This window comes from Streptococcus sp. 11273D007BT, assembly GCF_053547195.1.
Map to the genome: position 1 here is coordinate 1 of NZ_JBPWPE010000001.1, position 21,628 is coordinate 21,628.

General features: G+C 36.1%; 22 protein-coding genes and 1 pseudogene. 12 read left to right on the forward strand and 11 right to left on the reverse strand.

The features are described 5' to 3' along the window. Together ACEE75_RS00005 and ACEE75_RS00010 are read right to left on the reverse strand one after the other, a co-directional pair. Nucleotides 1-790 (reverse strand): PTS transporter subunit EIIC (locus ACEE75_RS00005; RefSeq protein WP_449173552.1); only part of this gene is annotated, 790 nt, incomplete at its 3' end. Nucleotides 791-866: 76 nt separating this feature from the next. Beyond that, a complete protein-coding gene (locus tag ACEE75_RS00010; protein WP_447575404.1) occupies nucleotides 867-1,982 on the reverse strand; it encodes a vitamin B12 independent methionine synthase in 1,116 nt (371 codons plus the stop codon). Between the two features lie 258 nt (nucleotides 1,983-2,240). Between ACEE75_RS00010 and rpmF the strand changes: the two genes are divergently transcribed. Together rpmF and rpmG are read left to right on the forward strand one after the other, a co-directional pair. Beyond that, nucleotides 2,241-2,420, forward strand: coding sequence for a 50S ribosomal protein L32 (gene rpmF, locus ACEE75_RS00015; protein ID WP_018164771.1), 180 nt, complete (start codon nucleotides 2,241-2,243; stop codon nucleotides 2,418-2,420). 16 nt (nucleotides 2,421-2,436) lie between these two features. Continuing rightward, a complete protein-coding gene (rpmG, locus tag ACEE75_RS00020) occupies nucleotides 2,437-2,586 on the forward strand; it encodes a 50S ribosomal protein L33 (RefSeq protein WP_001265622.1) in 150 nt (49 codons plus the stop codon). Nucleotides 2,587-2,832: 246 nt separating this feature from the next. Here the strand turns inward: rpmG and ACEE75_RS00025 are convergent, their stop codons facing one another. Together ACEE75_RS00025 and ACEE75_RS00030 are read right to left on the reverse strand one after the other, a co-directional pair. Continuing rightward, entirely contained in the window at nucleotides 2,833-3,747 is a 915-nt protein-coding gene (locus ACEE75_RS00025; RefSeq protein WP_024377373.1) for a hypothetical protein, read from the reverse strand. 49 nt (nucleotides 3,748-3,796) lie between these two features. Further along, on the reverse strand, nucleotides 3,797-7,243 hold the full coding sequence (locus ACEE75_RS00030) for an SEC10/PgrA surface exclusion domain-containing protein (protein WP_449164806.1): 3,447 nt from the start codon (nucleotides 7,241-7,243) through the stop codon (nucleotides 3,797-3,799). A gap of 128 nt (nucleotides 7,244-7,371) precedes the next feature. Here ACEE75_RS00030 and ACEE75_RS00035 point away from each other — a divergent pair, with 128 nt between their 5' ends. Then, complete coding sequence (locus ACEE75_RS00035) at nucleotides 7,372-7,698, forward strand: helix-turn-helix domain-containing protein (protein ID WP_024377375.1); 327 nt, start codon at nucleotides 7,372-7,374, stop codon at nucleotides 7,696-7,698. Between the two features lie 73 nt (nucleotides 7,699-7,771). Here ACEE75_RS00035 and ACEE75_RS00040 read toward each other — a convergent pair whose 3' ends face one another. Beyond that, nucleotides 7,772-8,179: a hypothetical protein gene (locus ACEE75_RS00040; RefSeq protein ID WP_027972652.1), complete on the reverse strand. Its 408-nt coding sequence runs from the start codon at nucleotides 8,177-8,179 to the stop codon at nucleotides 7,772-7,774. 288 nt (nucleotides 8,180-8,467) lie between these two features. On the opposite strand from ACEE75_RS00040, the gene ACEE75_RS00045 reads away from it, so the two are divergent. Together ACEE75_RS00045 and ACEE75_RS00050 are read left to right on the forward strand one after the other, a co-directional pair. Next, nucleotides 8,468-8,689: an AbrB/MazE/SpoVT family DNA-binding domain-containing protein gene (locus ACEE75_RS00045; protein WP_024377377.1), complete on the forward strand. Its 222-nt coding sequence runs from the start codon at nucleotides 8,468-8,470 to the stop codon at nucleotides 8,687-8,689. Then, the gene (locus ACEE75_RS00050; protein WP_024377378.1) at nucleotides 8,686-9,093 is read left to right on the forward strand and encodes a type II toxin-antitoxin system death-on-curing family toxin; all 408 of its coding nucleotides are present in this window, start codon (nucleotides 8,686-8,688) and stop codon (nucleotides 9,091-9,093) included. The genes ACEE75_RS00045 and ACEE75_RS00050 overlap by 4 nt, the downstream gene beginning before the upstream one ends. Nucleotides 9,094-9,156: 63 nt before the next feature. Here ACEE75_RS00050 and ACEE75_RS00055 read toward each other — a convergent pair whose 3' ends face one another. Next, nucleotides 9,157-9,567: a hypothetical protein gene (locus ACEE75_RS00055; RefSeq protein WP_449164807.1), complete on the reverse strand. Its 411-nt coding sequence runs from the start codon at nucleotides 9,565-9,567 to the stop codon at nucleotides 9,157-9,159. Between the two features lie 633 nt (nucleotides 9,568-10,200). Between ACEE75_RS00055 and ACEE75_RS00060 the strand changes: the two genes are divergently transcribed. The 5 genes from ACEE75_RS00060 (at nucleotide 10,201) to ACEE75_RS00080 (ending at nucleotide 15,526) form a co-directional block, all read left to right on the forward strand. Then, nucleotides 10,201-11,166 (forward strand): hypothetical protein, encoded by a 966-nt coding sequence (locus ACEE75_RS00060; RefSeq protein WP_449164808.1) that lies wholly within the window; start codon nucleotides 10,201-10,203, stop codon nucleotides 11,164-11,166. Nucleotides 11,167-11,234: 68 nt separating this feature from the next. Then, the gene (locus ACEE75_RS00065) at nucleotides 11,235-11,843 is read left to right on the forward strand and encodes a hypothetical protein (protein WP_024377381.1); all 609 of its coding nucleotides are present in this window, start codon (nucleotides 11,235-11,237) and stop codon (nucleotides 11,841-11,843) included. A 589-nt stretch (nucleotides 11,844-12,432) separates the two neighbouring features. Next, nucleotides 12,433-13,821: a hypothetical protein gene (locus ACEE75_RS00070; RefSeq protein WP_024377382.1), complete on the forward strand. Its 1,389-nt coding sequence runs from the start codon at nucleotides 12,433-12,435 to the stop codon at nucleotides 13,819-13,821. A 107-nt stretch (nucleotides 13,822-13,928) separates the two neighbouring features. Beyond that, nucleotides 13,929-14,174, forward strand: coding sequence for a hypothetical protein (locus ACEE75_RS00075; RefSeq protein WP_024377383.1), 246 nt, complete (start codon nucleotides 13,929-13,931; stop codon nucleotides 14,172-14,174). 86 nt (nucleotides 14,175-14,260) lie between these two features. Beyond that, nucleotides 14,261-15,526 (forward strand): tyrosine-type recombinase/integrase, encoded by a 1,266-nt coding sequence (locus ACEE75_RS00080; RefSeq protein WP_024378138.1) that lies wholly within the window; start codon nucleotides 14,261-14,263, stop codon nucleotides 15,524-15,526. A 152-nt stretch (nucleotides 15,527-15,678) separates the two neighbouring features. Here ACEE75_RS00080 and ACEE75_RS00085 read toward each other — a convergent pair. Beyond that, nucleotides 15,679-15,891 (reverse strand): annotated as a pseudogene (locus tag ACEE75_RS00085) (FanG protein). A gap of 28 nt (nucleotides 15,892-15,919) precedes the next feature. Between ACEE75_RS00085 and ACEE75_RS00090 the strand changes: the two are divergent. Further along, complete coding sequence (locus ACEE75_RS00090; protein WP_024411951.1) at nucleotides 15,920-16,534, forward strand: CadD family cadmium resistance transporter; 615 nt, start codon at nucleotides 15,920-15,922, stop codon at nucleotides 16,532-16,534. Between the two features lie 11 nt (nucleotides 16,535-16,545). After that, entirely contained in the window at nucleotides 16,546-16,884 is a 339-nt protein-coding gene (cadX, locus tag ACEE75_RS00095; RefSeq protein ID WP_000711078.1) for a Cd(II)/Zn(II)-sensing metalloregulatory transcriptional regulator CadX, read from the forward strand. Between the two features lie 135 nt (nucleotides 16,885-17,019). On the opposite strand, the gene ACEE75_RS00100 is transcribed toward cadX, so the two are convergent. The 4 genes from ACEE75_RS00100 to ACEE75_RS00115 all read right to left on the reverse strand — a co-directional run bounded on the left by ACEE75_RS00100 (nucleotide 17,020) and on the right by ACEE75_RS00115 (nucleotide 21,619). After that, nucleotides 17,020-17,913: an aldose 1-epimerase family protein gene (locus ACEE75_RS00100; protein WP_449164891.1), complete on the reverse strand. Its 894-nt coding sequence runs from the start codon at nucleotides 17,911-17,913 to the stop codon at nucleotides 17,020-17,022. A 67-nt stretch (nucleotides 17,914-17,980) separates the two neighbouring features. After that, a complete protein-coding gene (gene lacG / locus ACEE75_RS00105) occupies nucleotides 17,981-19,387 on the reverse strand; it encodes a 6-phospho-beta-galactosidase (protein WP_449164890.1) in 1,407 nt (468 codons plus the stop codon). A 235-nt stretch (nucleotides 19,388-19,622) separates the two neighbouring features. Then, nucleotides 19,623-21,302, reverse strand: coding sequence for a lactose-specific PTS transporter subunit EIIC (locus tag ACEE75_RS00110; RefSeq protein ID WP_449164889.1), 1,680 nt, complete (start codon nucleotides 21,300-21,302; stop codon nucleotides 19,623-19,625). Beyond that, nucleotides 21,302-21,619: a PTS lactose/cellobiose transporter subunit IIA gene (locus ACEE75_RS00115; protein WP_003048451.1), complete on the reverse strand. Its 318-nt coding sequence runs from the start codon at nucleotides 21,617-21,619 to the stop codon at nucleotides 21,302-21,304. The genes ACEE75_RS00110 and ACEE75_RS00115 overlap by 1 nt, the downstream gene beginning before the upstream one ends. Between the last annotated feature and the right edge of the window lie 9 nt (nucleotides 21,620-21,628).

Sequence of the window (21,628 nt, forward strand, 5' to 3'; positions counted from 1 at the left end):
CAATCGGACCAAGAACCAAGAGGGTCACAAGCGCAGTGATTAAGGTTGTTACCATCGGTACCAAGAAAAACTTGACTGCCTTAGGCGATACCTTATCCGCAAAACGCTCCACATAGCTCATAAACCAGACGGCTAAAATTACTGGAATGACCGTAGAAGAGTAAGAAGCTAGAGTCAAAGGTAGTGAGAAGAAACTCAAGCTCTTTCCAGCTTCCTTAGCTGTCGTCACCATCAGGGTAAAGGTCGGATGGAGTAAGATAGCCCCCATCAACATCCCTAACTGAGGGTTAGTTTTAAATTGGCGAGCAGCCGAAGCCCCTAGAAAGATGGGCAGAAAATAAAAACCAGCATCACCGATAAAATTTAAAATCTGATAGTTGACATCATCTGCCGTCACCACACCAAAGACCGTTAACAGGGATAGGACCGCCTTAATCATCCCAGCTGCTGTAATGACAGGTAAGATTGGGGTGAAAATGCCTGAAATCACAGCCAGAAGCGTTTGTAGAGGTCCCTGTTTCACCTCTGTCGAACGCACAGACTGGTCAGAAAGATTGTCAACTAAGGCTGCATAAACATGGGGAACATCATTGCCAATCACCACTTGATACTGCCCACCGCTTTTTGTTAAGCCAAGTACCCCCTCTAATGCTTCTACTGCCGTGTCATTAGCCTTTTTTTCGTCAACTAGACGAAAACGTAACCGTGTCGCACAGTGGGTAAGATCAGAAACATTTTCCTCTCCTCCTACTTGCTTTAAAATCTCCTGTGCTAACCCTTTATAATCCATATCCTACTTTTTTCCTTCCTAGTCAAAAAGCAGAGCAGGTTCAACCTTAACAAGCCGAGCCTGTCCTGCCCCTTTCTTATGATGTCCAGACTTTATCTGTAATAGTCTTGATTAAACGTAATTTTTTCCACTCATCTTCTTCTGTCAAGATATTGCCTTCCTCAGTTGAGGCAAAGCCACACTGTGTTGAGATACCAAGATTTTTTAGAGGAACAAGCTGTGCTGCTTCTTGAATACGTGCCACAATCGCATCAACATCCTCTAGTTGAGGATCTTTTGAGGTGATAACGCCAAGAACCAGCTCAACATTCTCACGACCATTCCAGATATCTACTAGCGGAGCAAAGTCTCCTGAACGCTCATCGTCATACTCAAGGAAGAAAATGTCATAGTTGAGTTGACCAAGATATTTTGAAATGGTATGATAGCCACCTTCAAAAAGATAAGTTGACTTAAAGTTCCCACGACAAACGTGTGTTGCGACTGTAAGATCTTCTGGCAGCCCATCTAACACCTTATTGATCACATAAACGTCATCTTCTGCAATCTTTTCAAAGACACGACGCTCCTCTGGCTGATCTTTGTGGTCTTCTAGTTGTTGAATCAAATAAGCCCAAGTTGTATCATCTAGTTGCACATAACGCGCTCCTAAGTCATAAAAATGCTTGATGGTGTCTTGATAAGCCTGTGCTAGACCATCAAGAAAATCTGTCCAGCTATCATAATAATCAGCATACAAATCACTACGATGATCGCGGTTAATGACCAAGGATGGACTTGGAATGGTTACCTTAGGAGTTACCCCTTCAGGTGTGATTGACTTGAGATACTCAAAGTCACGGTAAAATGGGTGGTTTGGGTTCTCTGCAACCTTACCATTAAGGCGGACATTGGTCGTACGCGTCTTAGCGCCATGGAACTTATAAGAGTCTTCTTGAAGGTAGGCTTCAAAACCAGTCAACTCCCAAAGGAAGTCTAGGTGCCACCATGAACGTCCAAACTCGCCATCAGAAACAACCTCAAGGCCATTTTCAACCTCGTGATGCACCAACTCTTTTACCAATTTATCTTGAACGGCTAGAAGTTCCTCTTTTGAGATATCTCCTTTAGCAAACTGCTCACGTGCCTCTTTTAAAGCTTGTGGGCGAAGATAGCTACCAACATGGTCAAAATGAAATTGCGTTTTTGTCATCTGTCTTACTCCTTATATTGCGAAATCAATTGCCCCTATTGTAACGCGAAAAGATATGGCTGTAAAATATATATTTGCTATGGTTTGTTATAGTTTTAGACTATGAAAACGCTTTGTTTTGATAAAACAAATAGTGTGCTCTGCCTTTTCCTAAAAAAAAGAAAAAATTTGTCAAGTAACTTTACTTTACAAAAAAGATTTGTTATACTGTTAAAGTTGGCAAAAGCCGAAACATACATTTGAAAGGAAATAAAGAAAATGGCAGTACCTGCACGTCACACTTCAAAAGCGAAGAAAAACAAACGTCGTACACACTACAAATTGACTGCTCCATCAGTACAATTTGACGAAACTACTGGAGATTACTCACGTTCACACCGTGTATCACTTAAAGGATACTACAAAGGACGTAAAATTGCTAAAGCTGAAGCTAAATAATTAGAAGGGAGATACCATGCGCGTAAATATTACACTTGAACACAAAGAATCTGGTGAACGCTTGTACCTTACTTCAAAAAACAAACGTAACACTCCAGACCGTCTTCAATTGAAAAAATACTCACCAAAATTGCGTAAGCACGTTGTGTTTACTGAGGTGAAATAGGGATTCACTACACGTCAATAGACGGTAGAAACCTTGATTTTATGCGATTTTTGAAATTGTGAATTTCATTACATTGCAGTACAATTCAATTGAATCTCTACATTTTTCTCTACATTTTTAGATAATAAAATAAAGTAGAACATGCAGATATTAAAAAGAGCACTTCGAATGAGGTGCTCTTTTGTTGTATTTAATTTCTTCGAAGTTGCTGTCATTTGATTGTTCAATACAAGATTACAGCTTCCATCAACTAACAGTTTTCAACTTTGCTCCGAAAATAGAATAAGCTAACATTCCCAATCCAACCAGATAAACTAGATAACCAACTCCAGGTGTTCCGAATTTATAAACATAAAATGGATTCCAAATTAGTATTGAAGCAATTTCAATAATTGCATAGCGTTTTATATTGTTTATATTATCATGTAATAAATTTGATAATAGTAAAAATGCAACAATACATATTATTGATGAAAAAATTGGATGGTCTGCAAAAGCTGGTGTTGGAAGTAAAGATTTGTTCATTATATTGAATGGTAACAATTGTGAAATTACCAACAACACAGTCGCAATCACTAATAGTTTATTTTTAGAATATAGTTCTAGTAGTTTATGGAAATCAAAGTTGTTTGTCTGGACTAACTCTTCTTTTTTAATAAAACGAATGTACAAATAAAGAATAAAGATTATTGAACATAACAAAAGTGCCAATCGAATAAAATGATACCCAAACAGCAGTTTACTTGATTGTGCTAAATCTGTCGGCATTTCAAATAGACCAAACGTAAAAAATGACATTACTGAAGAAGCAAAGTTTCCTATGCCATTTGCAAAAGCAGCACTTTGCTCAGATTCGATAACATCAGTCGAAATGTATGAAAGAATATTAAAAATTAAAATGGTATTTAAAAATCGTAAGGGAATAAAAATCTTTTCATTTCGACTAATCAACGCACAAATTTCTATGAGTGTACAAATTAATAAGAATGGAGCTACTTCTGCTTTTCCGTAGATGTTCAGATTTCCAATTTGGAAAGTAGCATCATACATTACATCAAAAAACGTAGCTATAATGAGAAGTATTTGACTAAGCACGAGCGCTTGTAATATCTTATCTAATTTCGTTCCACTTTCTTTTAAATTACTAAATAGTATTTTCATTTAATCCTCCAAAATTTTCTATTAATGATGCTCCCATTTCAAGAAAATATTATTTATACTTTTTTCTTTTAACAACTAATCCAAGACTTGCTAGCCCTATTCCTACTATTTGAAAAATTGAACTATTTATCTGGCCTGTACTTGGTAACGTTTTTGCACGTTCCACACGTGAATAAACAGGTTTTTCAGCTGAATTTTGCAGAACAGTATTGGTATTTTGTACTTCTCTTACTGCTGTTTTATCAGCCTTTGAAAGTATATTTGTTTGAACTTTTGGCGACTGTGCTTCATATTTATCAGAAACTTTTTCTGTATCAAGTTCCCTCATCAATGCATCAATATCATACGCAGGCAATTCATGATAAGCAGGTTCGCCTTTGTATGTAATCAACTCTTCTTCAGGTGTTTCAGAGGGAGTAGTCGGTTCGAGCGGTGTAACTGGAGCAACTGGTATTTCAGGTTCAACTGGCTTGCTTGGCTCAGCCGGAACACTTGGAACTGTTCCACCATTATTCATATTGTTATTCGCATTGTTTTTAGCTTCCTCCTCAGCACGCTTACGTTCTGCCTCCAAACGAGCCTCTTCCTCAGCTTTAGCTTTGGCATCAGCCTCTTCTTGTGCTTTTTTCTCAGCTTCTAAACGAGCTTTTTCTGCAGCTTCTTTGACTAGGCGCTCTGCCTCTGCTTTTGCCTTAGCCTCGTTAGCTAGGCGTTCCGCTTCTAGGCGGGCTGCCTCTTCTTCTAAACGAGCTTTCTCCGCTTGTTCTTTAGCAAGGCGCTCTGCTTCTGCTTTGGCTTGTGCCTCTTGCTCCGCTTTAATGCGAGCTTCCTCTTCAGCCTTTGCCTTAGCCTCAGCCTCTTCTTGTGCTTTTTTCTCAGCTTCTAAACGAGCTTTTTCAGCAGCTTCCTTCGCAAGACGTTCTGCCTCTGCTTTAGCCTTGGCTTCATTCGCCAATTTTTCTGCTTCAGCTTTGGCTTTAGCATCCTGTTCAGCTTTGATACGAGCTTCTTCTGCCTTACGCTCTGCCTCAATGCGTTCCGCTTCCAAACGATCAGCTTCAGCTTTTGCTGCCAGATAAGCCTGGTAAGCATCGTGCTGAGCTTGAACTGTTTTCAATTCAGCGACAGCTTTTTCGTAGTTAGCTTGTGCAACGGATTTTTCGAGAGTCACAGTTGCCAATTTAGCTTTTGCATTGTCCAAGACATCTTTAGCAGCTGCTTGTTCTGTAAGCAATGGTTCTAACTCAGCTTTCAATTGATTCAGCTTGTTGGCATAACCTTGCACAGTTGCAAGCGTAGTCTTAGCAGCTTTCAATTGGTTTTGAGCAGTAGTTAATGCAGACTGCAAGCCTGTCAAAGTTGCTTTCTCATCTGCCAATGCTTTTTGTGAAGCTGACAATGTGTTTTGTGCATTCGTGAGATTTGTTTCTACATTTGCTCGACTTGTTGCTACATCGTTTTGTGCTAATCGAAGGGTATTTTGAGCTGATGTCAAAACTTCTTCTTTTTTAGCAAGGTCTGATTTAGCGTTCGCAAGCTCTGTTTTAGCAGTAGCAAGTTTTGCTTGGGCAGTTGCCAAATTAGCTTTAGCAGTATCCAATGCTTTTTGCGCGGCTGGTGTTTGGACAGGCACTGCTTTTGCTTTAGCCAGTTTATCCTGTGCTAACTTCAAGGTACCTTGTGCTGCTTGTAGTTTGTTTGTAGCGCTTGTTACAGCTTGCTGGGCAGGAGCTAATTTTGCTTGAGCAGTTGCTAGTTTGTTCTCAGCACTTGTAACAGCTGCTTGAAGAGTCTCTTTAGAGATTGGGTTAGCAATTGGCGTTCCGCCATATTCTGCTTTTGTCCCACGGTCTGTGAATTCAAGCAAATAGCCTGAGTTCTTGGTTCCTGTGTAACCCGACAAACCAAAATATTGATTAGCCTTGTCCGCATCGTAGTATTTAGAATCCAAGTTCAACAGAGAAATAGCATGTCCAAAGTGCTGTGAAGATGTATAATCATATAGCATCATGTCTCGGATAGAAGCTGCAATCTCAATCTTCAAGTCAGTCATTGTATAAGCGGATGAATCGTAGGTGTGAGTAATTGGAGAAAAATCTTCATCCAAAGCTTGCCCTGTTTGATCCTTCACGCGAGTAATGGCAGGAATGTCGTGCCCTCTGGAAGAATCCCAGTCATCCGCCAGATACGCTTTAGCAATCATATCTGCAATATCCATTGACCCAGTTGAGATGAGTGCTTGAGAAGTAATACCCATTTGAGAACGCAAATCATTGATAGTGGTTTGGGCGAATTGAGCTAATTCCAAACGATCCGCGTCTGTCAAAACATTCAAACCACTTCCATCTGTTGATGTGATGACACGCGTGTTTGATTCGATAGCGTTCAATGAGCTTGTCAATTTTCTTAGCGTTTTTGCTGAAGACATCTCCATTAGCAATCTTCTTGATTCTGTTTCAAGAATAGCCCAGATACGATTCATCTCAGTTGTATCTTTAGTGATGTAGCGGGCTTCGTAGAACTTAACTAAGTTTTCTTTATAAGTATCTGACAGTTGCACTGTGAAGATAGAACCGAGTGCCAAGTTCGCCTTATCCAACTCAGTTTGAGCTGTTGAGATGTTGCTTTCAACAGTTGTTAAGTTGGCGTTAGCATTGTCCAATTGAGTTTGAGCATTGTTCACGTTCACTTGTGTAGCATTAACTTCTGATTGAGCAGTGTTGATGTCTGCCTGGCGTTTGGCATCAGCAGCTTGTGCTTCTGCAAATTTGGTTTCAGCGGTGGATACTTCGCCTTCTTTTGTAGTTACTTCTTGAGTGGCTGTCGTCACAGCTGTTTCTTTCTCTGCTACGACCGCTTTAGCAGTGTTGACATCAGCTTGTGCACTTGCTACTGCATCTTGGGCAGTTTTTTCATCCGCTACATCTTGCGCTAGTTGCTTGTCGGCTTGTGCTTTTGCAGTTTCAGCATTAGATACTTGGGTTTCGGCGTTAGCTACAGCTGTTTCGTTGGCAGACACTTGATTTTCAAGATTTGACACATCTGCCTGTGTTTCTTTGATTTCGTTTTGTGTAGTAGTAACAGTTTGAGATGCAGTATCCACTTGTTCCTGTGCTTGTGCGACAGTTGGGTTGCTGACCACTTGCTCCTGGGCAGTGGAAATCTCTGCTTGCTTGTCGTTGACTGCACCTGTTGCAGTAGTGTAAGTTGCTTCAGCTGCTGAAACAGCCTGCTCTGCAGTTGCAACATTTGCTGTTGCTTGATTAAGAGCTTCCTTGCTCGTGTCCACTTGAGCTTGTGCTTGATCAACCTGCCCTTGTGCTACCTCGGTCGAAGTTGTGGTAGTTGCGACAATAGCTGCCCCTGCAACCTCTTCTGCTTTCGCACTCACTGCGCCTACAGTAGTCATCATTCCAATAGACAGGACCCCGACCGCACCATAAGCTTTAAGCTTGCGAATTGAACCGTGTGATTGAAACTTATTTTCTTTTTTCATATTACACTTATTATCTCCCAATTTTTTATTACTATTTTATCATTTATATCAGTCATAAACAACACTTTATAAGCTATTTCAGTTATATATATCAGTTTTTTTATTCTAATAATAGGTAAGATAGTGTTATGACAAACAATCTACAAAAATTCATTGCTAAAAGAATCAAAACACTGCGACTCCAGGCTGGACTCACTCAAACAGAACTTGAAGCCCGAGCTGAATTGGGTTTTAATTACATTAATAAACTTGAAACAAAAGAGAGCAACATCACTATAAACACGCTCCACAAGATCATCGATGCATTGGAAGTTGACGTTCCAACATTTTTTGATATGCAGATAAGCAAAGATGAAAATATGGACGAATTGATTATGATGTTAACCGAACTTCCAAAAGGCAAGCGAGATGATGTTATCTTGGCAGTAAGCCAGCTAATCAAAACGTTGAAATAGACTCATTGATAAATTTTCATAGGCCTAATTCTTGATTTAAGAGATGGGTCTTTTTGTATGCTTCAAAATCTCTCTACTTATTTGATAGGTATTCTTCTATCTTTTTTTCAGCATGTTCCCGTAGTTTGATAAGGTCATGTATAACATCTGAAACATTAACGTCATGTTGAGATGAACGAAGTTTTAATAGCAAAGCAAAAACTGCGCTACAATATCCTCTTATCCTCCCTCGTACAAACGCCACTTTTTCTTTATCTGTACATCCCTCTTCCAGACCAAAATGATAGATCAGTCTTAAATCTTCCTCTGTCTTGTCTAACAAAAATTTTGTTAATTCTTCACTATTCAACAAAACACCGTCCTTTCCTAAGAATTCACAATAATTATTGGACGAAAAAAAACGACCAATTTTCCTGATAGCTACCATCTCCAGTCTTTGCAGTCTATTCTGCAAAGTTAGAGGATTGATGTTTTCAGTCATTGATCGTTTCTGAAATATTCTTCTTTTACGAATAACGAAAGTAAAACAAGTAGCTAATTACAACATAAAAAATATAGTTCGATCAACAACCCGAAAATGGTTGATAATCTTCCATATTGAAATACCAATTATTTTACTACTTCTTTTACCAAGTTTTTTACTAATTTATTGCATTATACCAAAAAATTGCGAAAATGTCTGAAATCAAACAGACCCTGTTAAAATATTTACTTTTAATTTTGGTATATATCTTGTATAATGTATTTACAAATACAGGAGGTATATCCGATGAATGTTTTATTACGCAAAACAGGTAACAGCACTGTTATCACTATCCCAAACGCTATTAAAGAAGCACTTGGTGCTGAAATTGGTGAAGAAATCGAATTCGTCACTTCAGGAAATAATGTCATTATTCGTAAAGCTGAGCCAACATTTGACTTTGACAAAGAGTTAGAAAAAGCTATGAGCCAATACGATGAATTATTGAAAGAGCTGGTAGATAAATGAAATACCTATCCGCTGAAGACATTATCAAAATCAATGTTATGGTTATTGGAAAATATTCCCCAAAGGAGCCCGTTGGGATAGCTGATCCAAACAGCCTGCAGATGATTGTTGAGCAGCCAAAACAAGAGATTTTTGGAAAAGTACTTTATCCCGACATTTATAGTAAGGCTGCCATTATCTGGATAAACCTAATTAAGAAACATCCTTTCAAGAATGCTAACAAGCGAACTGCCGTGCTAGCTTTACATATGTTTCTAGCAACGAATGGATATCAATCCAATCTTTCCTTAAACGATGGACTGGAAAAGACGATTGAAATTGCTACGTTTCAAGGTGACTTCGAGGAATTAAAAGATAGGATTATCCAGTTTTTGAAAGAAGAAAATCGAGTGTATAAAAAATAAAAAAGTGGTTATCACCTATTTGGTCGATAACCACTTTTCTATTTTAATTGATCGCTTAGATATTTAGAAGTCTATAACAGTATCGGGTCCAGTAGAATAATCATCGAATCTATGATTTTGAATAGCTTCCAATAATGAACTATTCTTTACATCATTCATAAACATTTTCCATTTTCCAAGAATAGCCTGCTTAATCAAAATTTTAATCTGAATTTCAATATCTTCTTCAATTATTTCTGAAGTCACTGTAAATATTGCATTTTCTAGCGTAACAAAACATTGTTGATTCTCAAGTCGAATAGTCAACTTATCATTATTTCGTGAGAAAGAAATAAGTGCAAAATCTTCTTCAGGATAATAATAATCACTGACTATATCGATAAAATGGCCCCTTGATAGTAGGATTTTCTTACACTTCATCTCAATACCAACAATAATTGATACTATCTTTTCCATTAGAACATCATCAATCATAGTCCCCCACTCCTTTCCTTTTATTTTGTTCTGTGTTTAGAAAGTATTTTATTCCATAGACACACCTCCAATCTGATTCATAATTATTATGCCACTTTTTATAAATTCAAAAAATCGTGTTGAGTATTCTTGTAAGCGAAAAATGTTTTTCGTTTTTTTATTTTTTTGAAAAAGCGACATAATAATATTGAAAAAATTGATGTAATAGAGATTGGAGGTGGAATGCTGTATCATTTGAAGACGAACACTGGGCTCGGTGAAAAATAGATTTCGAATGAGATGGTCTTCTCTTTCTTTGGGTGTCATTGACCAGGAAAAGAGAGCGAAAAAGGAATGAAGTAAATGGTTATTCTGCGGAATGAAATGACGTACAGAATAACCATTTATTAGAAAATATAGTACAGAAAAAGATGTTTAGTAAAAGTTAATAGTAGTTTTTAGTTTTTAGAAATAACCAGATCAATGACATTTGAAAATACTAAGAAAAGAGACGGTGATTACTGAATCTTACATAAAACGTTAGTCCTAATCGGCAGCCTCAGCGTGTATTTTCAGGAGCATACCCAGCTCAGGCAAAAAGGGTGGGAGGCAGTTTAACAATAATATGCATTTTAGGAAAGAAAGGAGAAAGAAATGCCACGAAATAAAAATTCATTAAAACACGACATTTTCGTCGCAGCAACAAAAAATGTTACAAACAATACATCTCGCACATCATATAAACGTTCTGCTACTCGTTTTTCTAAATGGGCTAAGGTTAATGGAATAAAGAAAATTTCTGATATTACAGAAGAAGTTCTTCAAAAATATCATGATGATCTTCAACAAGATCCAAAGCAATATACCGCAGCAACTATTCATACCTACCTTGCACCAATTGCAAAGGCAGCAGGAATCAATCTAAACCGTATCAAAAAACAAAAGAGAACAAGCGATAAAATTGTACGGGGACGACAACTCGAGTCTAATAAACAAGGGAAAAGACAGGAATTGAACTCTCTCTTCTCTCGGCTTATTGATTTTCAAAAAGTAGTTGGTATTCGTCGTAACGAACTCAAAAACCTAACTGGTTCAGATTTGAAACAAGATGAGTTTGGAAATTGCTATGTCCTTGTAAAGCGAGGTAAGGGCGGCAAGAAGCAGATGCAATATATATTGCCAAAAGACATCGAGCTCGTTCGTCGAACATTCGCAGGAATTGAAGATAACAAGCCTGTATTTACGAAAGAAGAGATGAATAATCAGATTAATTTACATGCATTACGCGCACAACATGCACGCGATAGCTACTTCTTTTACCTTGAGAAAATTCAGGAAAATCCTCAACTGAGACAGGCGCTTTCAAATTTATTGATAAAAAAATGGGAAGAAGGGCATCAAAAATTTAAAAATGAATCAACACGACAGTACGAAAGACAGCGTAGAAATTTCATTTATGACTTACGTGATGAAGCTTATGTTCTTCGTGGGTCAAACAAATCTAAAGCCCTAGCTTCAGGAATGCCAATTGTGTATAATCGTCTAGCCCTCATGGCTGTATCTGTTTTAAACCTCTCACATTGGCGTTTATCTGTTACGGTAACTAATTACATTTTGTAACAATTTTTTTGATTTATCGTTTCTGACATAATGTATTTGTAGAATATTGAAGTAATGGAGGACATAATATGAGGAATCAAAATAATCTACAAAACATAAACCGAAACACTATTTTCGCAAGAGGAAAAATTATTGAAATTAACGATAAAGATAGCACACCATCATTTATCTTATTCATTCGAAATGGTGCAGGTCGTAAACATACATATTTAACACTCAGATATGATCCAAATATTTTATATCCAATTAAAGGTACGAATGTTTACATCGAAGGACATTTGAACAATGTTATTAATTCGAATAAATTTAAGAATCAACATTATTTTGCTGATAATCTAACTGTAGTGCAAACGGAAATATCAAATTATTTCAACCTATCAAAGTCGAATGGATTTGCATTCCCAAAGCATTTTGCAAAGTTTTTTGTTTATGGAACTGTTCTTAACAGATCAGTAAATTACAATTCCATCTGGATTGAAGTTACAGTTAAAGATGAAAATGAGAATGTAGTAAAAATTCAGTATAGCAAGAAGATGCGTGTAAATGATATAAATTTAAGTGTTGGTGACAAAGTATGTATTTATGCTTTACCAATTTCAACTGAAAAAGATATTGAGGGGGAAATAGTTAATTTTGAAACATTGATTGCAGAAGATATTGTAATTGAGAACGAATAAATAAAGAAAGAAAAAAAGAGGATGAGTCAAAAATTTTGAAGCATTCTCTTTTTTGTATTAGTTAAGGAGCTTAATGTTAACTCATTTATTAAATATACATAAGAACCATCAACTACTATCAAATGTAACATTAATAAATTGTATGCGCTAGTACGTATTTTAAATATTCTATTTAAACAAAAAAATAGATAAACCTTATGACAACAGCCTTCTTAGAAATTATTCTCTTCATCAAAAGAGGAGAATAATAGATCTCTAAAGTAATTATCATAGTTTGTAGGATATTGGAATATTATCAAAAATTATTTGGCCAGAACTGTAAATATATAACATAAATAACTGAGAAAATACTAGGATAAACTCCTGTATTTTCTTTTTCGTCAGCATTTATATTTATGGAATATCATACACCAACAATCCATTATATAGTCCTCTTTTGCTTTAATGCAATTATTGAAAACTTCGACACATACGACCATTCGAGAATAACTTTTGAGGAGAAAAAAATAAAATCTTGATTTTTTGAAAAAATTATACGGTTTTGAACTCTCAATGTGGCATAATTTTTGTAACAAAAAAAGGAGTAAAAATGACAAATAATTTATCCAAAAATAATAAAGAAAAAAATATAGAAACGTATGAGATTATAGCAGCAAATTTTAAAGATAACGCAATGACAGTAGGAATCGATAAAATAACATTAATTTTTGAAGCTGAAGTATTCGTTGATAAAAAAATATTAAATGTATATAGAAAAAAATATCCAAAAAACATAATGATTAATAGTACTTATTTTATTCAAGGTAAAGTAAATAATATTACAATCAAAGAATTTGAAATCGGAAAAATCATAATAGCTGGTAATAATATAAATACTAGTGGAACGTGTCAATGTAATTTTGAACTAATCAATGGTTCAATAAATATTAAGACTTCAAATATCGAGGAAATAAAGGAACGATTATTTAATTCTCTAAAAATAATTGAATTAAAAACTGGTATCAGCATAAAACTCTATTCGAATAATGAGGTAATAATAAATTCTATTGAATTAGCTTTTACTTTTTCTTCAAAAAATAGAATAAATTTATTCACACGACTATTATTTCACAGATGCCTATCTTCACATCAACAGCCAGACAAACAAACATATCCAATACTTGATTCGACATTAGATCATCATATTCTAAGTAGCAAAGAAGGATACAATTTGACTTTTGTCACATATGATAAAACTGCTAAGTGCGAAAAAGATGGATATTTGGAAGAAAATGTAGATCATGGTTTCAGATTATATAGATTTGAAATAACATTAAAAAAATCAAATGTCAAAAAATTCCTCGGCACAAACGAACTATTTGAATTAAGTGCTGAGCATATACAATCATACTTAAAAAGTATAATCAAGAACGGGTATGAAAATTTAATCAAATCAATAAAAAAATCCGTTAGAGATACAGATAAATTGATTGAGAAAGTATATTTTGAATCCAATCCAAATGACTACATTGAACAATTTTTTTTAGAACTACTGAGAAAACCATTGGAAAATGTGACAAGTGTACTTCTAGATGAAGAAATAATACTTTATTTAGAACTAAATTACTTGAAAGGAAGAGGTAATCGAAGTCGTACAATAGATAATATACTGACAAAAATTATGCAAAGGTCAAAATACGATGAATATCCTCTTTCAATTATGGCAACGTGGCAAACACTTATACTTCTAAAATTTATGGAACAAATTCTAGATGAGAACAACTCTCAAAAATATATTCCACAAAAAAGTAGTAATGATAATAGTTTTCAAGCAATTTATCTACGACAATATCCAATAGAAAAAAGAAAGGTTTTTTATGATAACTTTCGTAGAAAGAGAACGAAAAAGTCATCAATTGATCAAATTTATAAACAACGTTGGCTCGCTTTGAATACTAAACGAATAGAAAATACGATAGAACCAAAATATAAAGATTGAATAATTCAGATAGTAAAAAATGAAATGTAGTTTATCGTTATGTCTATTAAATGCAAACATCTGAGAGAAGTACAGATTAATAAAAAATCAAGAAAGGATTAAAGTCGATGGAAAATATACAATTAAATAGAATTGAAGAGAACTTACAAATTTTGACGACACTTTTACAGAAACAAACCAGCCGTCAACTTCCATTATTAACACAAAAAGAGCTTTTACATGAATTGCAAATTTCACCAAATACATTAAAGAAATGGGAAAGTAAAGGTTTGAAACGTCTTGAGCCTCCATTTGAAGGTACTAGGACAATTTATTATAAATTTTCAGATATCGTTGATTTTTTGGAAAATTAGTTGAAAAATGCTAGAATAGAAGTATCTAAATTTAGAAGAGGAGAGTCTATTTTAGCCTTTTTCAATACCTGCATGAAAGAGGTGTTATGAAATCTGAAACAATTATTCACAATAACAAAAAAGTATTGAAGCAAACTAAAAAAAACGGAGAAGTCAAGTATGTACTGCGAGGTGTCTACTTAGGTATTGATGAAAAAACAGGAAAGCAAGTCACTACCTCCATTACCGCTAAAACTCTTCGCCAATTGGATAGAAAGTATATTCAAGCTAAACTGGATTTCGAGGAGCGGGGAAGCACCCGAAAAGAAGTTATAAGAATTAATACTTTAGAAGAGCTTGCTGAAGAGTGGTTTAAAAACTATCAAAATTGGGTTACATCTGCTAATACACTAAATCGAGTAAGAGGTTATCTTGACACCTACATCATTCCAAGATTTGGAGAATACACACCGGATAAAATTGAATCCTCTGAAATCCAATCATGGGTTAATGAGCTTGCTGAAAAGGCAAAAAAATCTGTTGAATCTGGGGTAAAAAGAGCAGAGAAAGGAAGTGCAAAAGATTTCGGAGCTGTGACTCATAAGTTGAGCGATATTTTCGACTTCGGAATAACGAGCTATGGACTGTCAAAAAATCCAGTATCCACTGTTAAAATACCTCCAAAGCCAAAAGCCAATAAAAAACGAATTATGGTACTTCATGATGACGATTTATCACATTGGTTAAAATTTTTGTCAGATTTACCAGATACACGAGCTAATCGTAGATTTAAAGTCATTTGTAACACTCTGCTCGCTTCAGCTTGCCGTATCAATGAATTACTAGCATTAGAAATTCATGATTTGGATTTAGAAACAAGCGAAATTATTGTAAATAAGACTCTGATGTGGAAAAGAGCGAATAAGAAGTTAGGAATAAAGGGGGAAATGGTTTGTAAACCAACTCCCAAAACCGATGCAGGAAATAGGAGAATTCCTGTGCCTTCAGATACAATTGCTTCACTCGTCGAATTTCATAACGAGATGAATACTTATTTTGAAAAGCATGGATTGCCTAAGTCCGACCTAATATTCCCAACAATTTATGGTAATTATATGTGTGATAGAAATGAGCGTGCCACACTTAAGAAACGTCTATCCTCACTTGGACTACCTGATTATGGTTTTCATTTATTCCGTCACACTCATGCTTCTTTGATGTTGAATGCAGGAGCAAACTGGAAAGAATTACAAACTAGAATGGGGCATCAGTCTATATCCACTACTATGGATACCTATGCAGAAATCGCTCCAAAACGAAAATTTGAAGCAGTTAATATTTATCTTGATAAAGTTGCTAAATTAACAGCTTAAGTTATCTCTACATTTTTCTCTACACTTTTGAGTACAATTCATAAAAGTCTTGCTATATCAAGGCTTTCGATAGCTAAAATAGATATTATTAGACCCTTACTGAGGTTAAGTAAGGGATTCACTACACGTCAATAGACATCAAAACATTGATTTTAAGCGATTTTTGAATTTTTGAAGTTCATTACATTGCAATATAAATCAATAAGAACTCTACCTTTTTTAGATGAATATATCATTTGGATATTGAAGTTAAGCCCTGTTATCATTTGGATGGCAGGGCTTTTTTATATTTGGTACACTAACTTCTTATCTATATTTTGGTGGAGCTGAAGTTGACATCTATAAAGTTTAATGTTAGAATACATTCAAAAATATATTTGAATGAGGTGTTTTATGATTCAAAATATTGTTACTTCAATAATCCTGTATTCTGGGACAGCCGTAGACTTACTTATTATCCTAATGTTATTTTTTGCCAAAAGAAAAAGCAGAAAAGACATCATTAACATCTATTTAGGACAATTTCTAGGCTCTGTTAGTCTAATATTGCTAAGTTTGCTTTTTGCATTTGTCTTAGATTATATTCCTAGTAAAGAGATTTTAGGTTTGCTCGGTTTGATTCCAATTTTCCTAGGCCTCAAAGTTTTGCTTTTAGGAGATTCTGATGGAGAAGCTATTGCCAAAGAAGGTTTGAGCAAAGATAATAAAAACCTGATTTTTCTAGTCGCTATGATTACTTTTGCAAGTTGTGGTGCTGACAATATTGGTGTCTTTGTCCCATATTTTACTACCTTAAATTTAGCGAATTTGATAGTGGCTTTACTTACCTTTCTAGTCATGATTTATCTCTTGGTTTTTTCTGCCCAAAAATTGGCACAAGTCCCTTCTGTCGGAGAAACTTTGGAAAAATATAGTAGATGGTTTATTGCCGTTGTCTATTTAGGATTGGGGATGTATATCCTGATTGAAAACAACAGCTTTGACATGCTATGGGCTGTGTTAGGCTAGGAGAAAAAATTATGAAAAAAGATAGTATCTGTCAAGTGGATGTTATAAATCAACAAAATGTTACAACCGCAACGAACTACCTTGAAAAGGAAAAAGTCCAAAAATCACTTCGTATTTTATCAAAATTTACCGATAATAAACAGATAAATATCATCTTTTATCTCCTTGCCGTCGAAGAACTCTGTGTCTGCGATATAGCCTGTTTATTAAATCTCAGTATGGCATCTGCCTCCCACCATCTTCGTAAACTAGCCAATCAAAACATCTTGGACACTAGAAGAGAGGGGAAAATTATATATTATTTTATAAAAGATGAGGAAATCAGAGATTTTTTTAATCAACTAGGATAACAACTATTTTTACTACTTTCTACTTTTCCATGATTATAGGGGGATTATATAAGTAATAAACCCCACTGGCTAATTAAAGTCAGTGGGGTTTTTGAGTGTTTTCCGTAGAATATTTAAATTACTTTACTATGGTATTTACTCAATAATAATATCAAAATGTTTTTTATCAACTTCTTTTGGAGCAACGTAACTAATATTTCGTTTGGCGTTGAATATGTCAGATTCTTCCAATGATGTAGAGAGTCCACTCCATGGCTCTAAAGCGATAAAGGGACTCTGATTTGTAGTTGACCAAATCACTAAATATGGAAAATCATCAAATGCAATCGAAAGAGTCTTCTGATGATTTTTAGATTTCAAGGTTACCTTTCGTGATGCTAATTGATCCAATGTGATGGCATCATGCTCAAACAGTTTATAGGACAAGTCCAAGGTCTTTTGATTTTCCAAGAATGGCCGGCGGTCTCGCAGATCAAGTAAGCCAGTTTCTGGAAAACTTCGAGGTACTGTACAAGATTCTACTTTTTCAAATTCTAAATAATAGTCTTCATAACTCTCACCATCCAACAAGGGACAATTAAAACCTGGGTGACCTCCAATAAAGTAAGGTAGCTTTCTATGTCCCTCAAGGTTTTTCACCCGATATTCAGTTCGAATTGTATTGCCAAGTAGTGAGTAGTTAATGGAAAGTTCAAATTCAAAAGGGTAATTTTTTACGGTTTCTTCGTTTGATGAAATAGAAAATTCCAAAGAGTTCTCTGTACTATTTACGTTTTTGAACATCATTTTTCTCACAAGTCCATGCCTTGGAATTGTGCCTGTAAATGTCGGTCTTTCTGCAGGTTCATAGATAGCCCAATCATTTCGTAAACTTCCACAAATCGGAAATAGAACTGGTGCTTGACCGCTCCAATAGGTCGGATCGCCTTGCCAAAGATATTCGATACCATCCTTGTCTTTAATAGAAATAAGTTGCCCACCAAATTCAGAAAATTGTACTGTTAAGTTCTCATTTTTTAATTCGAGCATAAAAACTGCCTCCCTTATATGAAAACAAGGATGCTAACTTGAGCTAAGCATCCTTGTTTTACTTTTTTTATTCAATAATCTGTGTTTCTGCTACTTTCTTATACCAATAAGCACTTTTCTTTGGATAGCGTTCTTGGGTCTCAAAGTCAACATAGAACAATCCATATCGTTTCTCGTATCCATTTGACCAAGAAAATACATCCATCAAGGACCAGATGAAATAACCTTTAACGTTGGCACCATCTGAGATAGCATCTGAAATCACTTCTAAATGCTTTTTCACGTAGTCGATTCGACCATCGTCATAGACTGTACCATCTACAAACTCATCTTTATAGCCTAGGCCGTTTTCAGTGATGTAGATTTTCTTATAGTTTGGATAGTCATTTTTTACACGCATGATTTGATCATAAAGGCCTTGCGGATAGATAATCCAATCCCAGTCCGTTTTTGGAATATCAACTGGAGACTCTCTACGACCGACTCCTTTGATTTGATACTTAGAACTTCCCTTTTCCCCTTTACCATTATGGATAATCTCAGTTTCTCCATCATGAGCTCTCATCCAATCACTCATATAGTAATTGATGCCCAAGAAGTCGTTCAAATCTTTTGCGGCATCTAAGGCAGCGAAGTCTTCATCACGAAGGTCTAATTCTCCACCATTTACTTTCAGAATATGTCGAACGCCTTCAAGCGTTTTTTCAGAATAGTAACCCAAGTATGTAGCATCGAGGATAAATTTATTATGAATAATATCTTCAAGTTCCGCTGCACGAACATCGTCAGGATTGGTTGGATCATAAGGATATTTCGTTGGCAATGCGTGTACAACACCAATTTCTCCACTATAACCAGCATCCTTGTAGAGCTTAACTGCCTTGGCATGTGAAACCATCATATTGTGGTGAGATTGGAATACCTTAGCTAAGTCATACTGAATCCCTGGTGGGAACTTCCCAACTAGATATTGCCCATCACCAATTGGACCGATTTCATTAAAGGTTGTCCAGTAATTAACTTCAGGGAATTCTTTGAAGCAAAATGCTGCGTAATTGATGAAGTGTTCAATGTTATCTCGATTCAGAAAGTCACCATTAGAATGTAGCGTTTCTGGTGTATCAAAATGGTGAAGCGTTACAAATGGTTCTACGTGACGTTTATGGCATTCCGCAAATAATTTATGGTAATACTCTACTCCCTTTGGATTCACTTCTCCAAAGCCTGTTGGGAAAATACGAGACCACGCAATTGAAATACGAATGCCGTTTACCCCAAATTGTTCACTTAGTTCTAAATCAACTGGATAACGATTATAAAAATCAGAAGCTGGTTCCGCAGTGTACCAGTAATTATCTTCTAGATACTTGTCCCACGCAACACGACCTTTTCCATCCGTCTGTGTAGCACCCTCTGCTTGATATGCAGCAGTTGCTCCACCAAATATAAAATCTTTCGGTAATGTTTTAACCATATGCCTACCTTCTTCTATCAAAAATAAATAAAGGGGGAGGAGTTGGAGATTTATTACTCCCTCCCCTTTTGATTAAGAACCTGTATTCACAAGTGAAGTGCTTGCATATAAGAGATAGTTTTTCGCTAATCAAGGCAGTTTTTTGAGGGAATACTGACTGTATTTTGAAAAAAACTAACGATGAGTAGCTGAAAAACTAGCCTTAGATGGAAGTGCTGAACTGTGAATACAGGTTCTAGAACTGTTGTTTGACAAAGTCAAGAGCACCTTGACCATCTCGTGTGAGTTTAATGTATTGAGCCCCTTCAGTTTTGGCAAGTTTAATACCCAATGCATCGGTTTCTTGTTTAATGTCATCGTAGTTTGATGCTACTTGAGGTGCAAGGATGACTAATTGATACTCTGGTAAAATCTCACGGTGCGCCCCATAGCTTCCTGCTGTAGCTGTAACTGGAACACCATATTCTTTTGCAGCTTTAGTTAGAGCGTTGGCAAGCAATCCACTTGTACCGCCCCCTGCACAAAGTACCAAAACATTTGTTTGTTCAGAAATTTCGGTATCGACTGCAGCTTTTTCAAGAATAGCATCCGCTTTGGCAGTATTAAAGTTAGCCGCCACTTTCTCTTTCAAGCTACTTTCAACTTTCCCTGATTGTTCTTCAGCGAGAATCTGCTCATCATAAACTTTCAAGAATGGATAATAGATAAGTACATCGACAACTACCAACAAGATAGCTAGTGCAAAGGCTAGTGGAGCAAAGTTTGTTCCCATTACAATCCCCAATGGTCCTGGAGTTGTCCATGGCAAGTTAACGCTGAAACTGTTCATTTTTAGCGTATCAACAAAGAATTTGAAAATCCATACGTTAGCAATTGGAGCTAAGATGAATGGAACAAAGAATACTGGGTTGAGTACAAGTGGTGCACCGAACAAGATCGGTTCGTTTACACCAAAGAAAGTTGGAACAACTGAAGCACGTCCAATTGCTTTATTTCGTTTAGACTTAGTCAACCACATAAACATGAATGGCACAACCAAGGTAGCACCTGTACCACCCATAGTCGCGATAAACATTTGAGTACCTGAAGTCAGGATTTTGTCCGCATGTTGACCCGCCTGTAGAAGCTGGAAGTTGGTTTCAATATTGGCATAAGTAATGGCTGCAATTGCTGGTTCCACAATAGATGGGCCATGAATCCCTACAAACCAGAACAAAGCATAGGCACCAAAGATAATTGTAATACCAACATAACCATCTGCGGCTGTAAACAGAGGCTCAAATAATTTCAGAATCGCCTCAGCAACGTTTGTTCCAAGGAATTGACGTGTCACAAGATCAATTCCATACAAGACAAAGATAGACAATGCATATGGAATCACATCTTTAAATGCCTGGGATACGTTCGGTGGAACTTCGTCTGGCATACGAATGGTGACATTGTTTTTCACACAGACTTTATAGATATTAACCGTAATGAAGGCTGCCAGAAAGGCTGTCAAAAGTCCCTTAGTTCCCATGTAACCATTGGCAAATCCACCTTCAATACCATCAGAAGCCAGTAATAGGAAACCTGAAATTGAAGCAATCATGGTTGAAATGAAGTTGATTTGATTGGTTTTTGGCAATTGACGGTTAAACGCATCTGTCAAAGATTTTGCGGTCGTTCCTGCAACTAAGACAGCTACAATACCCATTGTATAACCGTAAGGTTTCATGATAGCCGCAACTGCTTCATCAGACCAAGTAAAACCAAAGATATTAGGAACAAAAGCCACCAATAGGAAGATACTTGAGAACAAGATAACCGGCATGGCAGCGATAAAACCATCACGGATAGCCCTTAAATAAGGGTTTCTCGAAATCTTTTCAAAGAAAGGCTTCCCTTTCTCAATGAATTCAATCAATTTATTCATTACTTATCACCTCGTTTGTACAGTTCAATCATATGACTCATCATATCTTTCAATAACAATGTCGTCATGAGATGGTCTTGACCATGCATGAGCGTCACACTAAAGGCTAAATCCTCACCAGCCGCTTCTTTCTGCAACAAACTTGTCTGAGCATGGTGGGCTTCAACAATACAAGCATTGGCAGCTTCAACTAATTCTTCTGCTTTTGCGTAATCACCTTTTTGAGCAGCAGCCAGTGCCTCCATCAAACGAGAACGAGCATCACCAGCGAATGCAACAATCTCAAAACCTAATAAAGTAATTTCTTCTCTGTTCATAATATGAAC